This is a genomic window from Vogesella sp. AC12 (assembly GCF_024437575.1).
Taxonomy (GTDB): domain Bacteria; phylum Pseudomonadota; class Gammaproteobacteria; order Burkholderiales; family Chromobacteriaceae; genus Vogesella; species Vogesella indigofera.
The window spans coordinates 43,386-64,025 of the sequence record NZ_JANFNU010000011.1; the positions used below are offsets into that span (position 1 = coordinate 43,386).

Below are 20,640 nucleotides of genomic sequence, written 5' to 3' on the forward strand. Positions count from 1 at the left end.
TTTTCTTATGAAAACCTTGTTATTGATTGACGGCTCTTCTTATTTGTACCGAGCCTTCCATGCGATGCCCGACTTGCGCTCACCCACCGGCGATCCGACCGGTGCCATCTACGGCATGGTCAACATGCTGCGCCGGCTGGAGAAGGAAGTGCAGTTCGATTATAGCGCCTGCATTTTCGATGCTAAAGGTAAGACTTTCCGCGACGAGCTGTACCCGGAGTACAAGGCCAACCGGCCGTCGATGCCGAGCGACCTCGCCGCGCAGGTCGTCACCGTGCACGAGGTGGTGCGTGCCAGCGGCTGGCCGCTGTTGATGGTGGACGGGGTGGAGGCCGACGACGTGATCGGCACGCTGGCCCGTACCGCCGAGGCCGCCGGCATGCGGGTGATCGTGTCCACCGGCGACAAGGACATGGCGCAGCTGGTGACGCCGGCGGTGACGCTGGTCAACACCATGACCAACGAGCTGCTGGACGAGGCCGGGGTAAAGGAAAAATTCGGCGTGCCACCGAGCCTGATCATCGACTACCTGACGCTGATCGGCGACAAGGTCGACAACGTGCCCGGCGTCGACAAGTGCGGCCCGAAGACGGCGGTGAAGTGGCTGGAAGAGTACGGCACGCTGGCCGGGGTCATCGCACAGGCGGACAAGGTCGGCGGCAAGGTCGGCGACAACCTGCGCGCGGCGCTGGCGTGGCTGCCCAAGGGACGCGAGCTGATCACCATCAAGTGCGACGTGCCACTGGCGGACGAGATGCCGCAGGGCATGGCCAGCCTGCTGCACGGCAGCAAGGACAAGGCGCGGCTGGCGGAACTGTTCGCCGCCTGCGGCTTCCGTACCTTCCTGCGCGAAGTCAGCGAGCCGGCGGCCGATACCGCCACGCCGGTCGCAACGCGGGCGCAGCCGGCGCTGCATCATAGCGGCGACCTGTTCGGTGACGACAGCGCGGCGGTGCCGGATGCCGTTGCCGGTCACGAACCCGCCGCCGCCATCGCGCGCCACTACGACACCATCCTCAGTAGCGAGCAACTGGACGAGTGGCTGCAAAGCTTGGCCGCGGCCGAGGTGGTGTCGCTGGATACCGAGACCACCAGCCTCGACCAGATGCAGGCACAACTGGTCGGCATCAGCTTCTCGGTGGCGGCGGGGCAGGCCGCCTACCTGCCGCTGGCGCACCGCGGCCCGGACGCGCCGCAGCAGCTGGACTTCGACGCCACCCTGGCCAGACTCAAGCCGTGGCTGGAAGACGCCGGCAAGAAAAAGCTGGGGCAGAACCTGAAGTACGACCGCCACGTGTTTGCCAACCACGGCATCACCCTGCGCGGCGTGGCCGACGACACGCTGCTGGCCTCCTACGTGATCGAGAGCCACGAACGCCACGGCATGGACGAGCTGGCGCGTCGTCACCTGAACGAAACCACGGTCAGCTACGAGGAAATCTGCGGCAAGGGCGCCAAGCAGATCGGCTTTGCCGAGGTGGCGGTGGACGTTGCGGCCAACTACGCGGCCGAGGACGCCGACATCACCCTGCGCCTGGCGGAGCACTTTGCGCCGCTGCTGCGTGGCAAGCTGGCCGAGGTCTACCGTGACATCGAGCTGCCGGTGGCGGAGGTGTTGTTCGCGATGGAGCGCAACGGCGTGCTGATCGACCGCGAGCAGCTGGCGGCGCAGAGCCACCAGCTGGGCAGCGAGATGCTGCGCCTGGAGCAGCAGGCCTACGCGCAGGCCGGCCAGCCGTTCAACCTCAATTCGCCGAAGCAGCTGCAGGAAATCCTGTTCGGCAAGCTCGGCATCGCCACCAAGGGCGTGCGCAAGACGCCGAGCGGCGGCTTCTCCACCGACGAGGAGGTGCTGGAAAAACTGGCGCTGGATCACCCGCTGCCGAAGCTGATCCTGCAGTACCGTGGCCTGGCCAAGCTGAAGTCGACCTACACCGACAAGCTGCCGACGCTGATTAATCCACAGACCGGCCGTGTGCACACCACTTATGCACAGGCGGTGGCGATTACCGGTCGTCTGGCCAGCTCCGACCCCAACCTGCAGAACATCCCGGTGCGCACCGCCGAGGGCCGCCGCGTGCGCGAGGCCTTCATCGCCGCGCCCGGCCACGTGATCGTTTCCGCCGACTATTCGCAGATCGAGCTGCGCATCATGGCGCACCTGTCCGGTGATGCCGGCATGCTGGCGGCGTTTGCCAGCGGCGAGGACATCCACAAGGCCACCGCCGCCGAGGTGTTCAGCACGCCGCTGGCGGAAGTCAGTACCGAGCAGCGCCGCGCCGCCAAGGCCATCAATTTCGGCCTGATCTACGGCATGGGCGAATTCGGCCTCGCCTCGCAGCTGGACATCAGCCGCGACGCCGCCAAGCTGTACATCGACAGCTACTTCCGCAAATACCCCGGTGTCGCGGAATACATGCAGCAGACGCGCGATGCGGCGCGCGAGCAGGGCTATGTCGAGACCGTGTTCGGCCGCCGCCTGTACCTGCCGGAGATCCGCGCCGCCAACCAGGCGCGCCGCGCCGGCGCCGAGCGTGCCGCGATCAACGCGCCGATGCAGGGCACCGCCGCCGACCTGATCAAGCTGGCGATGATCGCGGTGCAGGACTGGCTGCTGGCCGAGCGGCTGCAGAGCAAGCTGATCATGCAGGTGCACGATGAACTGGTGCTGGAAGTGGCGGAAAGCGAACTGGCGCTGGTGCGGGAAAAACTGCCGCAGCTGATGGCCGGCGTCGCCGCGCTGAAGGTGCCGCTGCTGGCGGAAGTCGGCGTCGGCAGCAGCTGGGAGAGCGCACACTAGACGCGCGCAGGTCTTCCCCGCATGGCAAAAGGTTGGCCGCAACAGCGTGCGCTGTTGCGGCCAACCTTTTTTGCAATCGCGCCGCTTAGCGCGTGTTCACGAGCTCGCGCGCTCACGCGAGACAAGGCGAAAACGGCTGGGGAAGCGGCGTTTATCCAGATATAAACAAGCATGCTGAAGCCGGTTTAAGCCAGTATCGCCCCCGTAGAGATCAGTTGCAGCCGATCGTGAACAGGCGCTTACAGCGACTCGGCGACGCAAACGCGGTTGCGGCCCTTGGCCTTGGCCTGGTACAGCGCCTGGTCGGCGTGACGGATCAGCTCGCTCAGCTCGCGGCAGGCCGGCGACAGCGAGGCGACGCCGATGCTGACCGTGATCGGGATGGGGTGGTCCTGGTGCGCGATCGGCAGCGCGGCGATGGCGTTGCGCAGTCGTTTCGCCACCACCAGCGCCTCGCTGGCCGGGGTGTCGGGCAGGATGGCGGCAAACTCCTCGCCGCCCATGCGGCACACCAGGTCGCTGGCGCGCAGCGTGCTCTTCACGCACTGGGCGAAGGCCTGCAGCACCACGTCGCCGCCCTCGTGGCCGTGGCCGTCGTTGACGCGCTTGAAGTGGTCGATGTCCATCATCAGCAGGCTGAACGGCTTGCCGAGGTAGCGCGCCTCCTTGAAACGCTGCGAGGCGAGGTCGAGGAAGTGGCGGCGGTTGGCGAGACCGGTCAGGCCGTCCTGCGTCGCCAGCCGGTACAGCGCGGTGGCGCGCTGCTCCTGCTGGATGGCAATCGCCATCAGGTGCGAGGTGCGGCGCACGATGTCCAGTGCTTGTGAATCCGGCGCGCAGGGGCGGTCGTGGTAGAGGCCGAAGGTGCCGAGCACCTTGCCGTCCTGCGCCAGGATGGGCAGCGACCAGCAGGCGTGCAGCCGGTGAGCGGCGGCCAGCTCGCGGTAGTCCTGCCACAGCGGATCGCTGGCGATGTCGCTGACGATCACCATCTCGCCGCGCTGCGCGGCGGTGCCGCAGGAGCCGATGCCTTCACCAATGCGCAGGCCGTCGATCGCCTCCTTGTATTCGCTGGCCAGAGACGGCGCCGCCGCCAGGTACAGCCGTTCGCCGGCCTCGTCCAGCAGCATGATGCTGCACATCGCGCCACTGAGCTGGTTCTCGATCATCTGGCAGGTCCAGCCCATCACTTCCTGCAGCGGCCGGTCGTTGGCAATCATCTCCAGCAGCCGGTTTTCGTCGGCTTCCCACAGCCGGGTGGCGTGCTGCTCGCTGATGTCGCGGTCGATGCTGAGCAGCGATTGCAGCTGGCCGGCGTCGTCGAACTCCGGTAGCAGCCTCGACTCGAACACGTAGAGCCGCTGCGGCAGGCTCAGCTCGCTGATGAAGCGCTGCGGCTTACCGCTGGCGATCACCTGCTGCGCATTGTGGCGGATGGCATCCTTCAGCTGCGCGGGCAGGCGCCGTTCTTCCAGCGTGCGGCCGATGTGTTCCGCTGCCGGTGTCGGCGAGAAGTTGCTCAGCGTGTTGTTGATGAAGCGGCAGCGCAGCTCGAGGTCGTAGCGGGTGATGATGTCCGGCGAGTTGTCGACCAGGGTGCGGAAGGCGTGGCGGTCCTCGCGCACGCTGATCAGCCAGCCGTCGCGCAGCGGCGTGACCAGCCACTCCAGCAGCAGGCCGTGCGCCGGCAGCGTCAGCCCCTTGTTGTCGGGCTGATCGAGGCGCTGCTGCACCGCTTGCGGCAGCAGCGTGGCCGGCAGTGGGCTGCCGACGGTGGGCAGCGGGCTGCCGTGACAGGCGATGCTGAAACGCTCGCTGACGAAGACGACCTGTCGCGACAGGTCAAGCAGCAGGTAACCGGCCGGCAGCGCGCTGAGGATGGTTTCGAGAGTGGCTTGGGCGAACACGTTGTGCTCCTGCGAGCCATGGCCGCGCTGCGGGCAATGGCAAATCCGGAATAATGTTTGAAGCATAGTACCTGAATGCCATGGCCGGTGATATCCGCTGCAGGGCGTAGTGCCGAGGGCGGGCATCGCCAACCGGCGCCGGCTGGAGTATTCTGCCATGGTCAGCTACAGGAGCATTCCGTGGAGTATTTTCCGATTTTCATGCGCCTTGCCGGCGAGCCGTGCCTGCTGGTCGGCGGCGGCGAGGTGGCGGTGCGCAAGGCGCGCCTGCTGCAATCGGCCGGCGCCCGGCTGACGGTGGTGGCGCCGCAGCTGGTGCCGGAGCTGGCCGCGATGGCGGCCGCCGGTGAGGTGTGCCATATCGACGCCTGTTTCCAGCCGGCACAGGTCGGCGGCCAGCGGCTGGTGGTGGCTGCCACCAACGAGCGCGAGGTCAACCGCCTGGTGTCGCAGACGGCGCAGGCGCTGGGCATTCCGGTCAATGTGGTGGACGACCCCGAGCTGTCCAGCTACATCACGCCGGCCATCGTCGACCGCTCGCCGCTGGTGATCGCGGTATCGACCGGCGGCGGCGTGCCGGTGCTGGCGCGGCTGATCCGCGCGCGGCTGGAAAGCCTGATCCCGGCCGGCTTCGGCCGCCTGGCGCAGTTTGCCGCGCGTTTCCGCGACCAGGTCAAGGCGCGCTTCGGCAATGTCGAGGAGCGGCGGGCGTTCTGGGAGGCGGTGCTGGAAGGGCCGCTGGCGGAGCAGGTGATGAACGGCGACGAGCGCGCCGCCGAGGCCGACCTGCTGCAAAGGTTGGCCGCAGGCGACAGCACGCCGTCCGGTGCGGTGTACCTGGTCGGTGCCGGCCCCGGCAACCCCGACTTGCTCACCTTCCGCGCCCTGCGTCTGATGCAGCAGGCCGACGTGGTGCTGTACGACAATCTGGTGGCGCCGGAGCTGATGGAGCTGGTGCGCCGCGACGCGGAACGCATCTTCGTCGGCAAGCAGCGCGCCAACCACACCATGGCGCAGGAAGAGATCAACACTCTGTTGGTGCGGCTGGCACAAGAGGGTAAGCGCGTGCTGCGGCTGAAGGGCGGCGATCCGTTCACCTTCGGCCGTGGCGGCGAGGAAATCGAGCTGCTGGCCGAGCACCGCATCCCGTTTGAGGTGGTGCCCGGCATCACCTCGGCCAGCGGTGCCGCCGCCTACGCCGGCATCCCGCTGACCCATCGCGATCACGCGCAGGCGGTGGTGTTTGTTACAGGTCATAAAAAAGACGGTAGCATTCAGCTAGACTGGCCGGCACTGACGCGCCCGGATCAGACGGTAGTGGTATACATGGGGCTGGCGATGGCGGCCGAGATCTGCGACGCCTTCATCGCGCACGGCAAGGCGGCGACCACGCCGGCGGCGGCGGTGCACCGTGCCACCACCGCGCAGCAGCGTACCGTGGTCGGCACGCTGGCCAGCCTGCCGGCCAAGATCGCGCAGAGCGGCATCGCCTCGCCGGCGCTGATCATCGTCGGCGACGTGGTGGCGCTGTCGTCGCGGCTGGGCTGGTTTCGTAGCGTCGAGGAAGTGGCGGTAACTCCCGACGCGCAGCAGTGAATCCAGGGCGGTGACGGCGCGGTACCGTCACCACGTCATAACGAGGGCAATACCGGCTCGTCCGGAGCAAGACAATCATGGTAGGTGTACTGATCATTTCGCATGGCGAGCTGGGCTTGTGCCTGGCCGACTGTGCACGGCACGTGCTGGGGCGCGTGCCGGACAATCTGGCCATCCTCGGCGTCGAGAAACAGGACAATCCTGACGCGCGGCTGCTGGACGCGCAGGCATTGATCGACAAGATCAATGACGGCAGCGGCGTGCTGGTGTTAAGCGACATGCTCGGCGGGACGCCTTGCAATATTGCCAGCCGCTTGCGTCAGCGCGGCGTGGTGGAGGTCGTTGCCGGCGTCAATCTGCCGATGCTGGTGCGTGCGCTGAGCTACAGTGCGCAGCCGCTGGAGGTGGTGGTCAGCAAGGCGATTACAGGGGGACTGGAAGGCGTGTACTACGTCATTCCCGAGGGAAAAGAATGAAAACACAGCAAATCGAGATCATCAACAAGCTGGGCCTGCACGCGCGCGCCTCCAGCAAGTTCACCCAGACCGCCAGCCGTTTCAAGGCCGAAGTCTGGATCGCGCGCAACGGCCGCCGTGTCAACGGCAAGAGCATCATGGGGGTGATGATGCTGGCGGCAGCGAAAGGTTCGCAAATCGAGCTGGAAACCAATGGCGAGGACGAAGACCTAGCCATGGCGGCCTTGGTCGAACTGATCAACAACCGCTTTGACGAGGCGGAATAACCGCCCGTAACAAGAACAGGTACCGGACAGGGGAGAGGGCGCAACATGAGCATCGTTTTGCACGGGGTACCGATCGGTGGCGGCATCGCCATCGGCCGTGCCCACTTGCTGTCGCAAAGCATGGATGACGTGGTGCATTACAGTATCGATGACCACGAAATCGCGGCAGAACAGCAGCGTTTCGACCAGGCGGTGCGGGCCACGCGCAAGCAGCTGGAAATGCTGTGGGGCAGCATCCCGGAGAACGCCCCGGCCGAGCTGGGGGCGTTCCTGTCGCTGCACATCATGCTGCTGTCGGACGTGACCCTGACGCGCGACCCGCGCGAACTGATTGCCAGCCTGCGCTGCAACGCGGAGTGGGCGCTGAAACAGCAGTGCGACACCCTGATCGAGCAGTTCGACGCCATCGAGGAAGACTACCTGCGCGAACGCAAGCATGACGTGCTGCAGGTGGTGGAGCGGGTGTTCAAGAACCTCGGCGGTCACACCACCGAGCTGCAGCTGTCGGAAGGGCTGGACGGCGACGCCATCCTGGTGGCGCACGACCTGTCGCCGGCCGACATGGTCTATTTCAAGGATTCCAACGTCGCCGCCTTCGTCACCGATGTCGGCGGCGCCACCAGCCATACCGCCATTCTCGGCCGCAGCCTGGACCTGCCGTCGGTGATCGCGCTGCACCACGCGCGCGAGCTGGTGCGCGAGGACGAGCTGATCATCGTCGACGGCCAGCAGGGTGTGCTGCTGATCAACCCGGAACCGACGGTGCTGGCCGAGTACCGCCGCCGGCAGCGGGCCTGCGTCGAGGCGCGGCGCAAGCTGTCCAGCATCCGCAACACCGATGCCATCACCGAGGACGGCACCCCGATCGAGCTGCTGGCCAATATCGAGCTGCCGCAGGATGCGGCCAACGTGTTGCAAGCCGGCGCCGTCGGCGTCGGCCTGTTCCGCAGCGAATTCCTGTTCCTTGGCCGCGACAACCTGCCGTCGGAGGACGAGCAGTTCGAGGCCTACCGCATGGTGGCGGAGCTGACCAGCGGTGCGCCGGTAACGGTGCGCACCATGGACCTCGGCGCCGACAAGAGTCCGCGCTGGCTCAATCACCAGCTGGCGGAAAACCCGGCACTGGGGCTGACCGGCATCCGCCTGTGTCTGGCCGAGCCGCTGATGTTCCGCGCCCAGCTGCGCGCATTGCTGCGCGCCTCGGCCTTCGGCAAGATCCGCATCCTGTTCCCGATGATCAACAGCCTGGGCGAGCTGAAGCAGTCGCTGACCCAGCTGGAGTACGCCAAGGCCGAGCTGCGCGCCGAAGGCATCGCCTTTGCCGAGGCGGTGGAAGTCGGCGCCATGATCGAGATTCCGTCGGCGGCGCTGGTGGTGGGCAGCTTCATCAAGCATGTCGACTTCCTCTCCATCGGCACCAACGACCTGATCCAGTACACGCTGGCGATCGACCGCAACGACGACACCGTCAGCCACCTGTACGATCCGATCCATCCGGCGGTGCTGAAGCTGATCTCCTACACCATCAAGACCGCCAGCAAGGCCGGGGTGCCGGTATCGGTGTGCGGCGAGATGGCCGGTGACGCGCGCCTGACCCGGCTGCTGCTGGGCATGGGCTTGCGCCGCTTCTCGATGCACCCGGCCAACCTGCTGGACGTGAAGCAGCAGGTGCTGTCCAGCCACCTCGACGAAGTCGGGCCGCACGTCGCGCGCATGCTTCGCAGCGAAGACCCTGATAGAATCGCCGATCTTCTGCAACAACTGAATGCCGGGCCGGACGCCTGATCCGGCTTTTTTCTTTTCTATGCTCAAAGACGCTATCGATCTGTCCGCCGTGCGCCGCGTGCTTGTCATCAAGCTGCGCCACCACGGCGACGTGCTGTTGTCGTCACCGGTGCTGTCGGTGCTGAAGACGCACGCGCCGCATGCCGAGATCGACGCGCTGGTGTATCACGACACCCGCGACATGCTGTCCGGCCATCCGGCGCTGTCGCAGCTGTTCACCATCGACCGGCAGTGGAAAAAGCTCGGTCTGCGCGGGCAGCTGGCCGCCGAGTGGCAGTTGCTGGCCGGGCTGAAAGCCCGCCACTACGATCTGGTGATCCAGCTGACCGAACACAAGCGTGGTGCCTGGCTGAGCCGTTTGCTGCGGCCGCGCTGGGCGGTGGCGCCGGGCGGCAATTTCGGCAAGTTCTTTGCCAACAGTTTCAGCCACCGTTACCCGGTGATCAGCGGCAATCGCCGCCATACCGTCGAAATTCACCTCGATGCCTTGCGCCGCCTCGGCATCTATCCGGCAGCCGACGAGCGCCGGCTGCGGCTGGTGGCGGGCGAAGCGGCACAGCAGAGCGTGCGCCAGAAGCTGGCGGCGCAGGGTGTCAGCGGCCGTTATCTGGTCATCCATCCGACCTCGCGCTGGCTGTTCAAAACCTGGCCTGCCGCGCGCATGGCGGCATTGATCGAGCAGCTGCGCGCGCAGGGCGAAACGGTGGTGCTGTCGGCGGCACCGGATCCGGCGGAACTGGCGCTGCTGGCCGATATCACCGGCCGGCTATCGCAACCGGTGGCTTCGCTGGCCGGCCAGCTGAGCCTGAAGGAGCTGGCGGCGCTGATCGACGGCGCGCAGGCCTTCATCGGCATGGATTCGGTGCCGATGCACATCGCCGCGGCGATGCAGACGCCGTGCGTGGCGCTGTTCGGCCCCTCCGGCGACATCGAGTGGGGGCCGTGGCAGGTGCCGCACCGCCTGCTGCGCACCGAGCTGCCCTGCCGCCCGTGTGGCAAGGACGGTTGTGGCGGCGGCAAGCGCAGCGAATGCCTGGAGCTGATCACCGAAACACAGGTACTGGCAGCCTTCAACAGCCTGATGGCCGAGGTCGGCGCATGACGCGACTGGTGATCGTGCGGCAGAAATACAATCCGGCCGGCGGCGCCGAGCGTTTTGTCAGCCGTGCGCTGTCGGCGCTGTCGGCGCAAGGTGGACTGGAAGTGAACCTGATCGCGCGCAAGTGGGAATCGCTTTCCGGCGTGCGCGCCATTGCGGCCAACCCTTTCTATCTCGGCAGTGTCTGGCGCGACTGGGGCTTTGCCTGTGCCGCGCGCCGGATCTGGCAGCGCGAAGGCTTCGAGCTGGTGCAGTCGCACGAGCGCATCGCCGGCTGCGACATCTACCGCGCCGGCGACGGCGTGCACCGCCACTGGCTGCAACTGCGTCGCCGGGTGCTGTCGCGCTGGGGCCGCATTGCCTTGCAACTGAATCCCTACCACCACTACGTGCAGTGGATGGAGCGGCGCATGTTCCTGCATCCGCGCCTGAAAACGGTGATCTGCAATTCGCAGATGGTGAAGCGCGAGATCCAGCACTACTTCGGCTTGCCGGACGCGCGTTTTGCCGTGATTTACAATGGCGTCGATACCGCGGCTTTCCATCCGTCGCTGCGCGAACACCGTGCCACGATGCGTGCACAGTGGCAGATTCCGCCAGCGGCACCGTTGCTGCTGTACGTTGGCTCCGGTTTCGAGCGCAAGGGCGTGGCGCGTGCGCTGCAGGCCATCGTGCCGCACCCCGAGGTGCAGCTGCTGATTGTCGGCAAGGACAAGCACGCCGCGCAGTACCAAAGGTTGGCCGCAACGCTGGGCATCGCGTCGCGTGTACGTTTTGCCGGCGCGCAAAACGACGTCAAGCCGTTTTACGGCATGGCCGACGCCTTCATCCTGCCGACCTTGTATGACCCGTTTCCCAATGTCTGTGTTGAGGCGCTGGCCTGCGGTTTGCCGGTGTTCACCACGCAGCAGTGCGGTGCCGCCGAGCTGATCCGCGATGGCGACAACGGCTGGGTGGCCGATGCGCTGGACGGCGCCACCCTGCGCCAGCAGCTCGGCCAATGGCTGGCCAGTCGTGCCGAGTGGCCAAGCTTGGCCGCGGCGGCGCGGGCCAGTACCGCCGACCTCACGCTGGAGCAGATGGCCGGCCGTTTGCTGGCTTGCTACCAGCGCTTGCTGTGACAGGGCCCGGCTGGCGCCGGGCTGGTTTATAATCGTTTGTTTTATCGTTGGTTTTTCGCATGACAACTCCTTCTGCGGTCAGCAGTTTTGCGCTTTACAAGCGGGTGCTCGGCTACCTGAAGCCTTACTGGAAGGTGTTCATGGTGTCGCTGCTGTCGATGAGCATCGCCGCGGCCACCGAGCCGGCGTTTGCCCGGCTGATGAAACCGCTGATCGACGGCGGCTTCGTCAACAAGGACGGCTCGTCGCTGATCTGGGCGCCGCTCGCCATTGTCGGCCTGTTCCTGGTGCGTGGGCTGACCAGCTACATCAACGAATACTCCACCAGCTGGCTGACCGGCCATCTGGTGCAGACGCTGCGCGAAGAGATGTTTGCCAAGCTGGTGCGCCTGCCGGTGAACTACTACGACGACCATCCGTCCGGACGGCTGCTGTCGCGCATCGCCTTTGACGTCAATCTGGTGACCGAAGCCGGTTTCAACGTGATCACCGTCACCGTCAAGGACGGCATCACCATCATCGGCCTGCTCGGCCTGCTGTTCTATACCGACTGGCAGCTGACGCTGATCTGCCTCGCGGTACTGCCGGTGGTGTCGCTGTGCGTGCGCCTGGTCAGCAAGCGCCTGCGCGGCCTGTCGCGGCAGAACCAGCAGAACATCGCGCAGCTGACCCAGGTGCTGGGCGAAACCATCGATTGCCACCGCGTGGTCAAGGTTTATGGCGGCGAAGGTTACGAGGCGCAGCGCTTCCAGCGCACGGCCGAAGCCATCCGTCACAACGGCGTCAAGCAAAGCGCCACCTCGTCGGCCAATACCGGCGTCACCCAGCTGTTCATCGCCTGCGCGCTGGCGGCGATCCTGTATTTCGCCGCGCTGCGTGCCCACAGCGGCAGTTTCACCGCCGGCGATTTCATGTCTTTCCTCACCGCGATGCTGATGCTGTTCGCACCGGTCAAGCGCATCACCAGTATTTCGCAGTCGCTGCAGAAAGGTCTTGCCGCCGCCGAAAGCGTGTTCGGCTTCCTCGACGAGCAGGGCGAACCGGACAACGGCACCCGCCGCCTGCAGGGCACGCGTGGCGAGCTGGCATTCGACAATGTGCAGTTCAGCTACCCCAATGCCGAGCGTCCGGCACTGCAGGACATCCGCTTTGCCATCAAGCCGGGTGAAACGGTGGCACTGGTCGGCTCCAGCGGCAGCGGCAAGACCACGCTGGTCAGCCTGATCCCGCGCTTTTACGAGCCGTCGGCAGGACAGATTACGCTGGATGGCATCCCACTGACCGACATCGCCCTCGGCAGCCTGCGCCAGCACATCGCGCTGGTCAGCCAGGATGTGGTGCTGTTCAACGACAGCGTGGCGGCCAACATCGCCTATGGCCGCATCGGCGAAGTCAGCCGCGAACAGGTTGTCGACGCCGCCCGCGCCGCCAACGCGCTGGAATTCATCGAGGCGATGCCGCAGGGCTTTGACACCATCATCGGCGAAAACGGCGTGCGCCTGTCCGGCGGCCAGCGCCAGCGGCTGGCGATTGCCCGCGCCTTGCTGAAAAACGCGCCGATCCTGATCCTGGACGAGGCGACCAGCGCGCTGGATACCCAGTCCGAGCGTCTGGTACAGGCGGCGTTGGAGAACCTGATGCAGAACCGCACCACACTGGTGATCGCCCACCGCCTGTCCACCATCGAGCACGCCGACCGCATCGTGGTGATGCACCAGGGGCGCATTGCCGAAGTCGGCAACCATGCCGCACTGATCGCGCAGGATGGCCTGTACGCCAACCTGCACCGCCTGCAGTTCAAGGAGCCCGCGCATGACTAAGCCGGTGCTGACCATCGTCCATACCGAATCATCGCTGGGCTGGGGCGGGCAGGAGCACCGTACCTTCAAGGAGATGGTCGGCCTGCGCAAGCTGGGCCACCGCATGGTCCTGCTGTGCCAGCCCAAGGCCAAGTTCGGCGCCCGTGCGCGCGAGGCCGGCTTCGAGGTGTTTGAAGTCCGCATGCGCAACGGCATCGACCTGCCGGCGGCGTGGCGCATGGCGGCCATCATCCGTCGCGTGCAGGCCGATGTGGTCAATACCCACAGCGGCCGCGACAGCATTCTCGGCGGTCTGGCCGGTTTGCTGGCCGGCCGTCTGGTGGTGCGTACCCGCCATCTGGCGCTGCCGATCACCTCGCGTTTCACCTACACCACGCTGCCGCACCATGTCGTCAGTGTCAGCGAGCATGTGCGCCGCTACCTGATGAGCGAGGGCGTGCCGGAGTCGCGCGTGTCTACCGTGTATACCGGCATCGACCCGCAGGTGATGCAACTGGATGGGCCGTCCACGCTGCGCGCCGAACTGGGGATTGCCGACAGCGCCCGCGTGATCGGCACCGTGGCCATCCTGCGCATGAAAAAGGGGCACCGTTTCATTGTGGAGGCGGCCGACCGCATTCTGGCCGCGCATCCGGACACCCATTTCGTGTTTGCCGGCGACGGCGCGCAGATGGACAACCTCAAGACGCTGATTGCGGCCAAAGGGTTGGCCGCACGCATACACCTGCTCGGCCTGCGCCGCGACATCGCCAACGTGCTGGCCGGCTGCGACCTGTTCCTGCTGCCGACCGAGCAGGAAGCGCTGGGCACCTCCTATATCGAGGCGATGGCGATGGGCCTGCCGGTGGTGGGCACCAATGTCGACGGCGTACCGGAAGTGGTCCGCGACGGCGACAACGGCCTGCTGATCGCGCCGGGCGACGCCGCCAGTCTGGCCGAAGCGGTCAACCGCCTGCTGGGCGACGACACGCTGCGCCAGCGCATGGCGGGGCGCAGCCGCGAGCTGGTGTCGTCGGTGTTCCACGTCGATACCATGTGCCAGTCGATGCTGGACCTGTATCGTCGCCTGCTGGCGCAACGGGGGCAGGGATGAAACAGGCCAAAGCCATTCCGGTACTGATGTACCACCATGTCAGTCCCGCTCCCGGGCTGGTCACGGTCTCGCCGCAGACCTTCGAGCACAATATGCGCTGGCTGGCAGAAAACGGCTGGACCACCATCGGCTGCGACGATCTGGCCGGATTTCTGGCCGGTCGGCCGCTGCCCGACAAAAGTGTGCTGGTCACCTTTGACGACGGTTATCTCGACAACTGGGTCTACGCCCATCCCGTGCTGCAGCGCTACGGCCAGCAGGCCACGCTGTTCACCATTACCGGCTGGATCGGTGACGGTGCGGTGCGTCCGCACGACGGCTGTGGCCAACCCTTGCCGGCCACGCCTGATCACAATGGCTGCAAGCAGGCGGTGGCCGACGGCCGCCACGATGCGGTGATGATGCGCTGGAGCGAGATCGAGGCGGCGCGTGCCGCCGGCACCTTCGAGTTTCACAGTCATACCCACAGCCATGCCCGCTGGGACAAGCTGTGTGCCAGTCGCGAAGACAAGCGCGAACGGCTGGCCGCCGATCTGGCACAGTCGCGTGCCACGCTGCAGGCGCGGCTGGGTTCGGTCAACGATCACCTGTGCTGGCCGCAGGGCTATTTTGACGACGACTACCTGGCCGTGGCCGACGCCGCCGGTTTCCGTCACCTGTACACGGTGGACAAGACGCTCAACACCCGCACCACCTCGCCACGGCACATCGGCCGCATCGTGACCAAGGACCGCCGCGACAGCTGGTTTGGCCGCCGCCTCGGCCTGTATCGCAGCCCGCTACTGGGCCGCGCCTATCTGGCGTTGCGGGGCAAATAATGGGCACCCGCATCCGTGAAAACCTGCTGGCGTGGGGGCTGGGCTTGGCCCGCCGTTTCGACCGCCGCGCGCCGGACCCGGCCGAGCTGGGTACCGCGGCCATCCGCCGCATCCTGGTGATGTCCTGCACCGCCATCGGCGACACGCTGTTATCCACACCGGCCATCCGCAGCCTGCGCCAGCGCTACCCGCAGGCGCGCATCGTGCTGCTGGTCAATGCTCCGTATCACGGTCTGTTTGCCGATAATCCCGACATCGACGACCTGATCGACTACCACGGCGGCTATCGCCGTTTTGTGCGTCTGGCGCTGGCACTGCGCCGCGAGCGTTTCGATCTGGTGGCCATTCTGCATGCCAACGAGCCGCAGGCCACGCCGCTGGCGTATCTGAGCGGTGCCCGCTGGCGCTTCAAGCTGCCCAACAACAGCCGTTTCCGTTTTTTGCTCAGCAATCACCAGCAGGTCAGCAACTGGCGCGATTTCACCCACGGCATTGACCAGCGCCTGGCCGTGGCCACGCTGGCCGGTGCCGACGGCAGCGACAAGCACATGATCCTGCCGGTGGCGGCACAGAACCGCGATGCGGTGGCCGGCTGGCTGCAACAGCAATACGGCATCACCCCGCAGCAGCCGGTGATCGGTTTCCAGGTAGGCGCCTCGACCGCCAGCCGGCGCTGGCGGCCGGAGCGCTATGCCGAGCTGGCGCAGCGCCTGCTTGCGGCCAACCCAAGCTTACGCATCGTGGTGACCGGCTCGCCACAGGAGCGGGCGCTGGCCGATGCCGTTGCCGGCGCGGTCAACGACGCGCGGCTGGTGGTGACGGCAGGGCAGTTGCCGCTGACGCGGATGCCGGCGCTGGTACAGCGTTTTGCCTGTCTGGTGACGCCGGACACCGGCATCATGCACATGGCGATTGCGGTGGGCACGCCGATCGTCGGCCTGTTTGCCGCCGCGCACTGGCACGGCTCCGGCCCGACCACCGAGCTGCAACGCCATATCGTGATCCAGAAACACCGCACCTGCGAACCCTGCCTCGGCAAACGCTGCCGATATGCGGCGCCGCCGTGCATGGACAACATTACGGTTGACGAAGTGCTGGCCGCCTGTGAGCACCAGTTGTCGTTGCAACCGGAGAATTCTCAATGACAACCCGAACCAGAATCCTGTTGCTGGATACCGGCAATGAATGGGGCGGCGGGACCAATAGCCTGTTCGAGCTGCTCAAGCGCATCGATCGCGAGCGTTTTGACATCACCTGCCTGTTTTACCGCGATTACAGCAAGGGCCAGAGCACGCTGTCGCGCGAGCTGGCCGCTATCGGCATGCCGCTGCGGCTGTTACCGCAGCGCAAGCAGCCGCTGTGGGCCAAGCTGGCCAAGGAACTGGCGCGTGGCCTGCTAGCCTGGCATAAGCCCTGGCGCCAGGCCCTGGTCAAGCGCATCGAGCACGCCTGGCGCATTGCGCCCAATGCCGCCGCGATTGCGCGCCAGCTGCGTGACGAGCGCTTTGACCTGCTGTACATGAACAACCAGCCGCGTTCCAACCTGGAAGGCTATCTGGCGGCCGAACAGAGCGGCGTGCCGGTAGTGCAGCATTGCCGCATCGAGCCGCTGATGGATGCCGCCGATGCGGCCATCGTCAACCGCGTGGCCAGCAAGGTGATCGGCGTCTCCAATGGCGTGGTCGGAGCGCTGGTCCGACACGGGGTGCAGGCGGACAAATGCGTGGCGGTGCTGAACGGCATCGACCCGGACCAGCCCCTGCCTGATGGCGCGGCGGTACGGGAACAACTGCTGGCTGGCCGCGAGCACGAGATCGTGCTGGGTGCGGTCGGGCAACTGGTGGAACGCAAGGGGCTGCGCTTCTTGCTGCAGGCGACGGCTGAACTGGTGCGGTGCCAGCTGCCGGTGCGCCTGCTGCTGGTCGGCGACGGCCCGCAGCGCGCCGAACTGGAAAGGTTGGCCGCAAGCCTGGGCATTGCCGGGCAGGTGGTGTTTGCCGGCTTCCAGCCGCAGCCGCTGGCCTATACCGCAGCGATGGACGTCTGCGTGCTGGTGTCGCAAAGCGAGGGCCTGCCGCGGGTGCTGCTGGAGGCGATGCTGCTGGTCAAGCCGGTAGTGGCCTCGCGCGTGGTTGGCTCGCAGGAGCTGGTCGCCGATGGCGACAGCGGCCTGCTGGTACCGTATGGCGACAGCGCGGCGCTGGCCGAGGCGCTGGCTAAACTGGTGGCCGATGCCGGCCTGCGTCAGCGCATGGGGCAGGCCGGGGAGGCGCGGGTCAAGGCGCAGTACACCATTGCCCGCTACGTGGCTGGTACCGAGGCCATTCTGGCGGAGGCGGCGCGCAAACCATGATCTACGTGCTGCTGACCTATCTGCTGGCGCCGTGGTGGTGGCTGGCCAAGCGCTTGCAGCGCCGGGGCAAGATCGAGCGCATCCTGCTGGTGCAGACTGCCAAGATCGGCGACATGCTGTGTGCCACGCCGGTGATCCTGGCGCTGCGGCAGCACTATCCCGACGCGCAACTCACCGTGCTGCACGCGCCGGTCACCGGCAAGATCATTGCCGGCCTGAGCGAGGTCGACCACTGCATCGCCATCCGCTCCGACTCCTGGCGCGGCTGGGCGGGGAAATGGCGGCTGGCGCAGCTGATTGCTGGCGGGCGCTACGACCTGGCGGTCAACCTGTCACCGTCGCTACCGATACTGTGCGGGCTGATCTGGTCCGGTGTGCCGCGCACGCTGTCCATCATGCCGACCAAGGTTGGCCGCACGCTGGCCGCGCTGCGCCACTGTATCGACCTGACCGAACAGCATCGCCCGGGCGAACTGGTACTGGCTACCAAGCAGCGCCTGTTGCAGCAGCAGGGCATCGCCATGGGCCTGCGCAAGAAAATGGCCATCGCCGTCAGCGGCGAAACCGTGTGTGACCGGCTGGGTGTTACCCCTGACCATTCCGCCATCGGACTGGCGATCTCCAGCGCCAACAAACTGAAGGAGCTGGGCGAGGACTTGCTGGCGGCGCTGGTGACGCGGCTGTTGCAGGATTATCCGGGACAGGTGGTGCTGATCGGCGGCCCGGAAGACGGCCCCTGTGCTGCTGCCGTGGTGGGTCGCGTGAAGGGCGCCGAACGCGTGATCAATGCCGCCGGCGCCTTCCAGCTGGACGAGCTGCCGGCGCTGATGCAGCGCTTGAAGCTGTTCATCGGCGTCGACTCCGGTCTGACCTATCTGGCGGATACCTTCGACGTGCCTATGGTCGTGATCGTCGGGCCGGTGGATTTTCGCGAGCAGCGACCGCTGGGGCCGCAAGTACGTTTCGTGTCGAAACAGCCACCCTGCTATCCGTGTGCCTTTGTATTCAACGCCCCTTATACCTGCAAGACGGGTGATCGAGCCTGTATCCGCACTGTTGCGGTTGGGGACATCCTGGCGGCAGCGAAAGAAGCCCTGAATGACTGATACTCGCCCTTCTTCCTCTCTGGCGCGCTACGGGGCGCTGCTGGAGAAACCGCTGTTCTTCCTGATTGCTCTGTTCTGTTTTGCCTCGGCCTCGACTGCGCTGACCGGCCTCATGAATGTGTCTTTTTTCATGGCTGTCATCCTTTGGACCGGCTGGCTGTTGTGTGTGCGGCCAACCCTGCCGTGGCGTAGTGGGATATTCCGCCTGTTTATGCTGCTGGTACTGGTGTTTGTCGTCTCGCTGCTGCTCAATGGCGACTGGCTGGCAAACAACCTCAACGAGTTCAAGAAGGACCACCTGAAGCCATTGCTGGTATTTCTGGTGGCGTGCAGCTTTATCCGTCGCGAGCAGCAGGTTCGCATCATTCTGTTGGGCTTTGCACTGGGCTTTGCCCTGCGCTCGTTATTGGTGCTGGCTTATTACGGCCTTGATCTGGCTTGGCTGGCACCGTACCGGCGCGGCTATGCGATGGATGCGGTGTTCTATCTGTCATTGACTTCGGTGTTGTTGCTGTTTGGGCAGGACTGGCTGTCGCGCCGTTGGCGCGTGCTGCTGGTGGTGATGTGGGGTGTGGAAATGCTGAACCTGGTGTTGCATCAGAGTCGGACGCCACTGCTGGCTACCGTTGCCAGCCTGCTATTGTTGCTGTTGCTTAACGGCGCATGGCGGCAGTGTTTACTGTTACTGCTGGTCGGCGTAATTGCCGGGGCAGGGCTATTTGCTGCCAAGCCCGAACTGTGGCAGCGCTATACCTCGACTTTCCGCTCCGAAACCTATCAGCAGGATGGCTCTCTGCTGGAGCGGCAAGGCATCTGGGTTGCGACCAGCTATCTGATCCGCCAGCAGCCGGTACTTGGTTATGGGCCCGGCTGGCGCAAGCTGGCACTGCTGGCGCGTGACGAACAGCTGCTGCAGCACCTGCAGGCCGGAACCCACCCGCGCAACCGTTACGGCTATGCATATTTCACCAAACGGGGGTACCCGTATGGCAAAGCCAATCCTCACAATCTGTACTTGCAGGTAGCGCTGGAAACCGGTCTGTTTGGCTTGTTGGTATACCTGTCATTCCTGTTGACAATTCTGTGGCTGGCGTTTCGTCAAGTTTGGCGGCAGACGGTACGTCATCCGGTTGCCAGCAGCCTGCTGGTGATCATTCCTGCCTTCTTGCTGGTAGGTTTTGCCAATGGCATGTGGGCAAACGCGGTGTTGCTGATGATGCTGGCAGGCATGCTATTGGTGCCGCAGGTGGTGCACCGTTCCGACCCTTCTTCGGAAAAACTGGTATGAAGATTTTGGTGATACGCCGTGACAATATCGGCGATCTGGTTTGTACCACGCCATTGATCGCAGCCTTGCGTGAGAAATATCCGCAAGCAGCAATCTATGCACTGGTCAATGACTACAACAAGGACGTGCTGGATGGGCACCCGCTGCTGGATGGCGTGTACTTCTATACCAAACTGAAGCACCGCGGAGCGGGGGATTCGGTTGTGCGGGTAATCTGGCGCAAGCTGATGACCTACCTTGCGTTGCGGCGCGAGCATTTTGATTACGCGATTGTGGCCGGCTCGGGTTATCCCAAAAATGCTGTACGTCTGGCAAAGGCCGCCAGACCGAAACATGTGATCAGTTTTGTGTCGGAGGGGACAGACTATGATGCCATCGTGGACTACCCGATCCCCTTCACGCGGGATCATGTATTCCGTCATGAAGTAGAGTGTCTTGCCGAACTTTTGTTACCGCTTGGTGTGACTCAAGCTCCTGGCAGGCTGAGTTTGCCTGCTGTTGTGGTGCCTGATGTCTTGGCCCGTCGTTTTTCCACCAAGCAGCGTCCGGTTATCGCCTTGCACATCAGCGCCCGCGAGAGGAGCCGAGTCTGGGCGGTCGAGCATTTTTGCGAAGTGATCCGTACCTGCTTGTCGCGGGACGTGGATTTCCTGTTGTTGTGGGCGCCTGGCGCCGCCGATGATCCTCGTCATCCGGGGGATGATGAGAAAGCGGATTACATTCGCAGCCAGTTCCCGGAGCACGAGCGTTTGGTGTTTTATCCCACCCGGACGGTCAAGGAGTTGATGGCGGCATTTTCTTGTGCCGATCTGGCGGTGTGTTCGGACGGCGGCGGCTTGCATCTCGCGGCAGGGAGCGGGGCCAGCGTGGTCGGTCTGTTCGAGCATCTGGAAAAGAAAACCAAGCATTGGTATCCGTGGCAGGTGCCGCACCGGGTGCTGACCTCCGGCTCAGAACAGGACTGGCAGGTTGCCCATATTCCGGTAGCGGATGTTGTAAGTGCCATCGAAGACTTGCTGCCGCACAGTAGGGTACTACCTGCCGATAGCGACTGATCCGAACAACCTCGAGTCGGCCCATACGCAGTTGTGATTGCGGCCAACCTTATTAAA

16 protein-coding genes are annotated in these 20,640 nt (G+C 65.1%); 15 read left to right on the forward strand and 1 reads right to left on the reverse strand.

The features are described from left to right. Positions 1-7: 7 nt before the first annotated feature. Entirely contained in the window at positions 8-2,800 is a 2,793-nt protein-coding gene (gene polA / locus NOM55_RS14540; protein WP_255909263.1) for a DNA polymerase I, read from the forward strand. A 239-nt stretch (positions 2,801-3,039) separates the two neighbouring features. Here polA and NOM55_RS14545 read toward each other — a convergent pair whose 3' ends face one another. Then, positions 3,040-4,707, reverse strand: a complete 1,668-nt coding sequence (locus NOM55_RS14545; protein ID WP_255909265.1) for a diguanylate cyclase — start codon at positions 4,705-4,707, stop codon at positions 3,040-3,042. A gap of 180 nt (positions 4,708-4,887) precedes the next feature. Between NOM55_RS14545 and cysG the strand changes: the two genes are divergently transcribed. From cysG to NOM55_RS14615, 14 genes are all read left to right on the forward strand, one after another. Then, positions 4,888-6,303, forward strand: coding sequence for a siroheme synthase CysG (cysG, locus tag NOM55_RS14550; RefSeq protein ID WP_255909267.1), 1,416 nt, complete (start codon positions 4,888-4,890; stop codon positions 6,301-6,303). 77 nt (positions 6,304-6,380) lie between these two features. Beyond that, a complete protein-coding gene (locus NOM55_RS14555; protein ID WP_047967916.1) occupies positions 6,381-6,779 on the forward strand; it encodes a PTS sugar transporter subunit IIA in 399 nt (132 codons plus the stop codon). Continuing rightward, positions 6,776-7,045 (forward strand): HPr family phosphocarrier protein, encoded by a 270-nt coding sequence (locus NOM55_RS14560; protein ID WP_047967915.1) that lies wholly within the window; start codon positions 6,776-6,778, stop codon positions 7,043-7,045. The genes NOM55_RS14555 and NOM55_RS14560 overlap by 4 nt, the downstream gene beginning before the upstream one ends. Positions 7,046-7,090: 45 nt before the next feature. Then, positions 7,091-8,830 (forward strand): phosphoenolpyruvate--protein phosphotransferase, encoded by a 1,740-nt coding sequence (gene ptsP / locus NOM55_RS14565; RefSeq protein WP_255909269.1) that lies wholly within the window; start codon positions 7,091-7,093, stop codon positions 8,828-8,830. Between the two features lie 19 nt (positions 8,831-8,849). After that, on the forward strand, positions 8,850-9,932 hold the full coding sequence (gene rfaQ, locus NOM55_RS14570) for a putative lipopolysaccharide heptosyltransferase III (RefSeq protein ID WP_255909271.1): 1,083 nt from the start codon (positions 8,850-8,852) through the stop codon (positions 9,930-9,932). Continuing rightward, complete coding sequence (locus NOM55_RS14575; RefSeq protein ID WP_255909273.1) at positions 9,929-11,050, forward strand: glycosyltransferase family 4 protein; 1,122 nt, start codon at positions 9,929-9,931, stop codon at positions 11,048-11,050. The genes rfaQ and NOM55_RS14575 overlap by 4 nt, the downstream gene beginning before the upstream one ends. Positions 11,051-11,109: 59 nt before the next feature. Beyond that, positions 11,110-12,870, forward strand: a complete 1,761-nt coding sequence (msbA, locus tag NOM55_RS14580; RefSeq protein ID WP_047967911.1) for a lipid A export permease/ATP-binding protein MsbA — start codon at positions 11,110-11,112, stop codon at positions 12,868-12,870. After that, entirely contained in the window at positions 12,863-13,963 is a 1,101-nt protein-coding gene (locus NOM55_RS14585) for a glycosyltransferase family 4 protein (RefSeq protein ID WP_255909275.1), read from the forward strand. Before msbA ends, NOM55_RS14585 begins: the two co-directional genes overlap by 8 nt. After that, positions 13,960-14,781, forward strand: coding sequence for a polysaccharide deacetylase family protein (locus NOM55_RS14590; protein WP_255909277.1), 822 nt, complete (start codon positions 13,960-13,962; stop codon positions 14,779-14,781). Before NOM55_RS14585 ends, NOM55_RS14590 begins: the two co-directional genes overlap by 4 nt. Further along, positions 14,781-15,926, forward strand: a complete 1,146-nt coding sequence (locus NOM55_RS14595; RefSeq protein ID WP_255909279.1) for a glycosyltransferase family 9 protein — start codon at positions 14,781-14,783, stop codon at positions 15,924-15,926. The genes NOM55_RS14590 and NOM55_RS14595 overlap by 1 nt, the downstream gene beginning before the upstream one ends. Beyond that, positions 15,923-17,134: a glycosyltransferase gene (locus tag NOM55_RS14600; protein WP_255909283.1), complete on the forward strand. Its 1,212-nt coding sequence runs from the start codon at positions 15,923-15,925 to the stop codon at positions 17,132-17,134. The genes NOM55_RS14595 and NOM55_RS14600 overlap by 4 nt, the downstream gene beginning before the upstream one ends. Continuing rightward, on the forward strand, positions 17,131-18,240 hold the full coding sequence (locus NOM55_RS14605) for a glycosyltransferase family 9 protein (RefSeq protein WP_120809310.1): 1,110 nt from the start codon (positions 17,131-17,133) through the stop codon (positions 18,238-18,240). The genes NOM55_RS14600 and NOM55_RS14605 overlap by 4 nt, the downstream gene beginning before the upstream one ends. Continuing rightward, positions 18,233-19,528 carry an O-antigen ligase gene (locus NOM55_RS14610; protein WP_255909286.1) on the forward strand — a complete coding sequence of 432 codons (1,296 nt, stop codon included), beginning with the start codon at positions 18,233-18,235 and terminating at the stop codon, positions 19,526-19,528. Before NOM55_RS14605 ends, NOM55_RS14610 begins: the two co-directional genes overlap by 8 nt. After that, a complete protein-coding gene (locus NOM55_RS14615; RefSeq protein WP_255909288.1) occupies positions 19,525-20,583 on the forward strand; it encodes a glycosyltransferase family 9 protein in 1,059 nt (352 codons plus the stop codon). Before NOM55_RS14610 ends, NOM55_RS14615 begins: the two co-directional genes overlap by 4 nt. Positions 20,584-20,640: the final 57 nt, after the last annotated feature.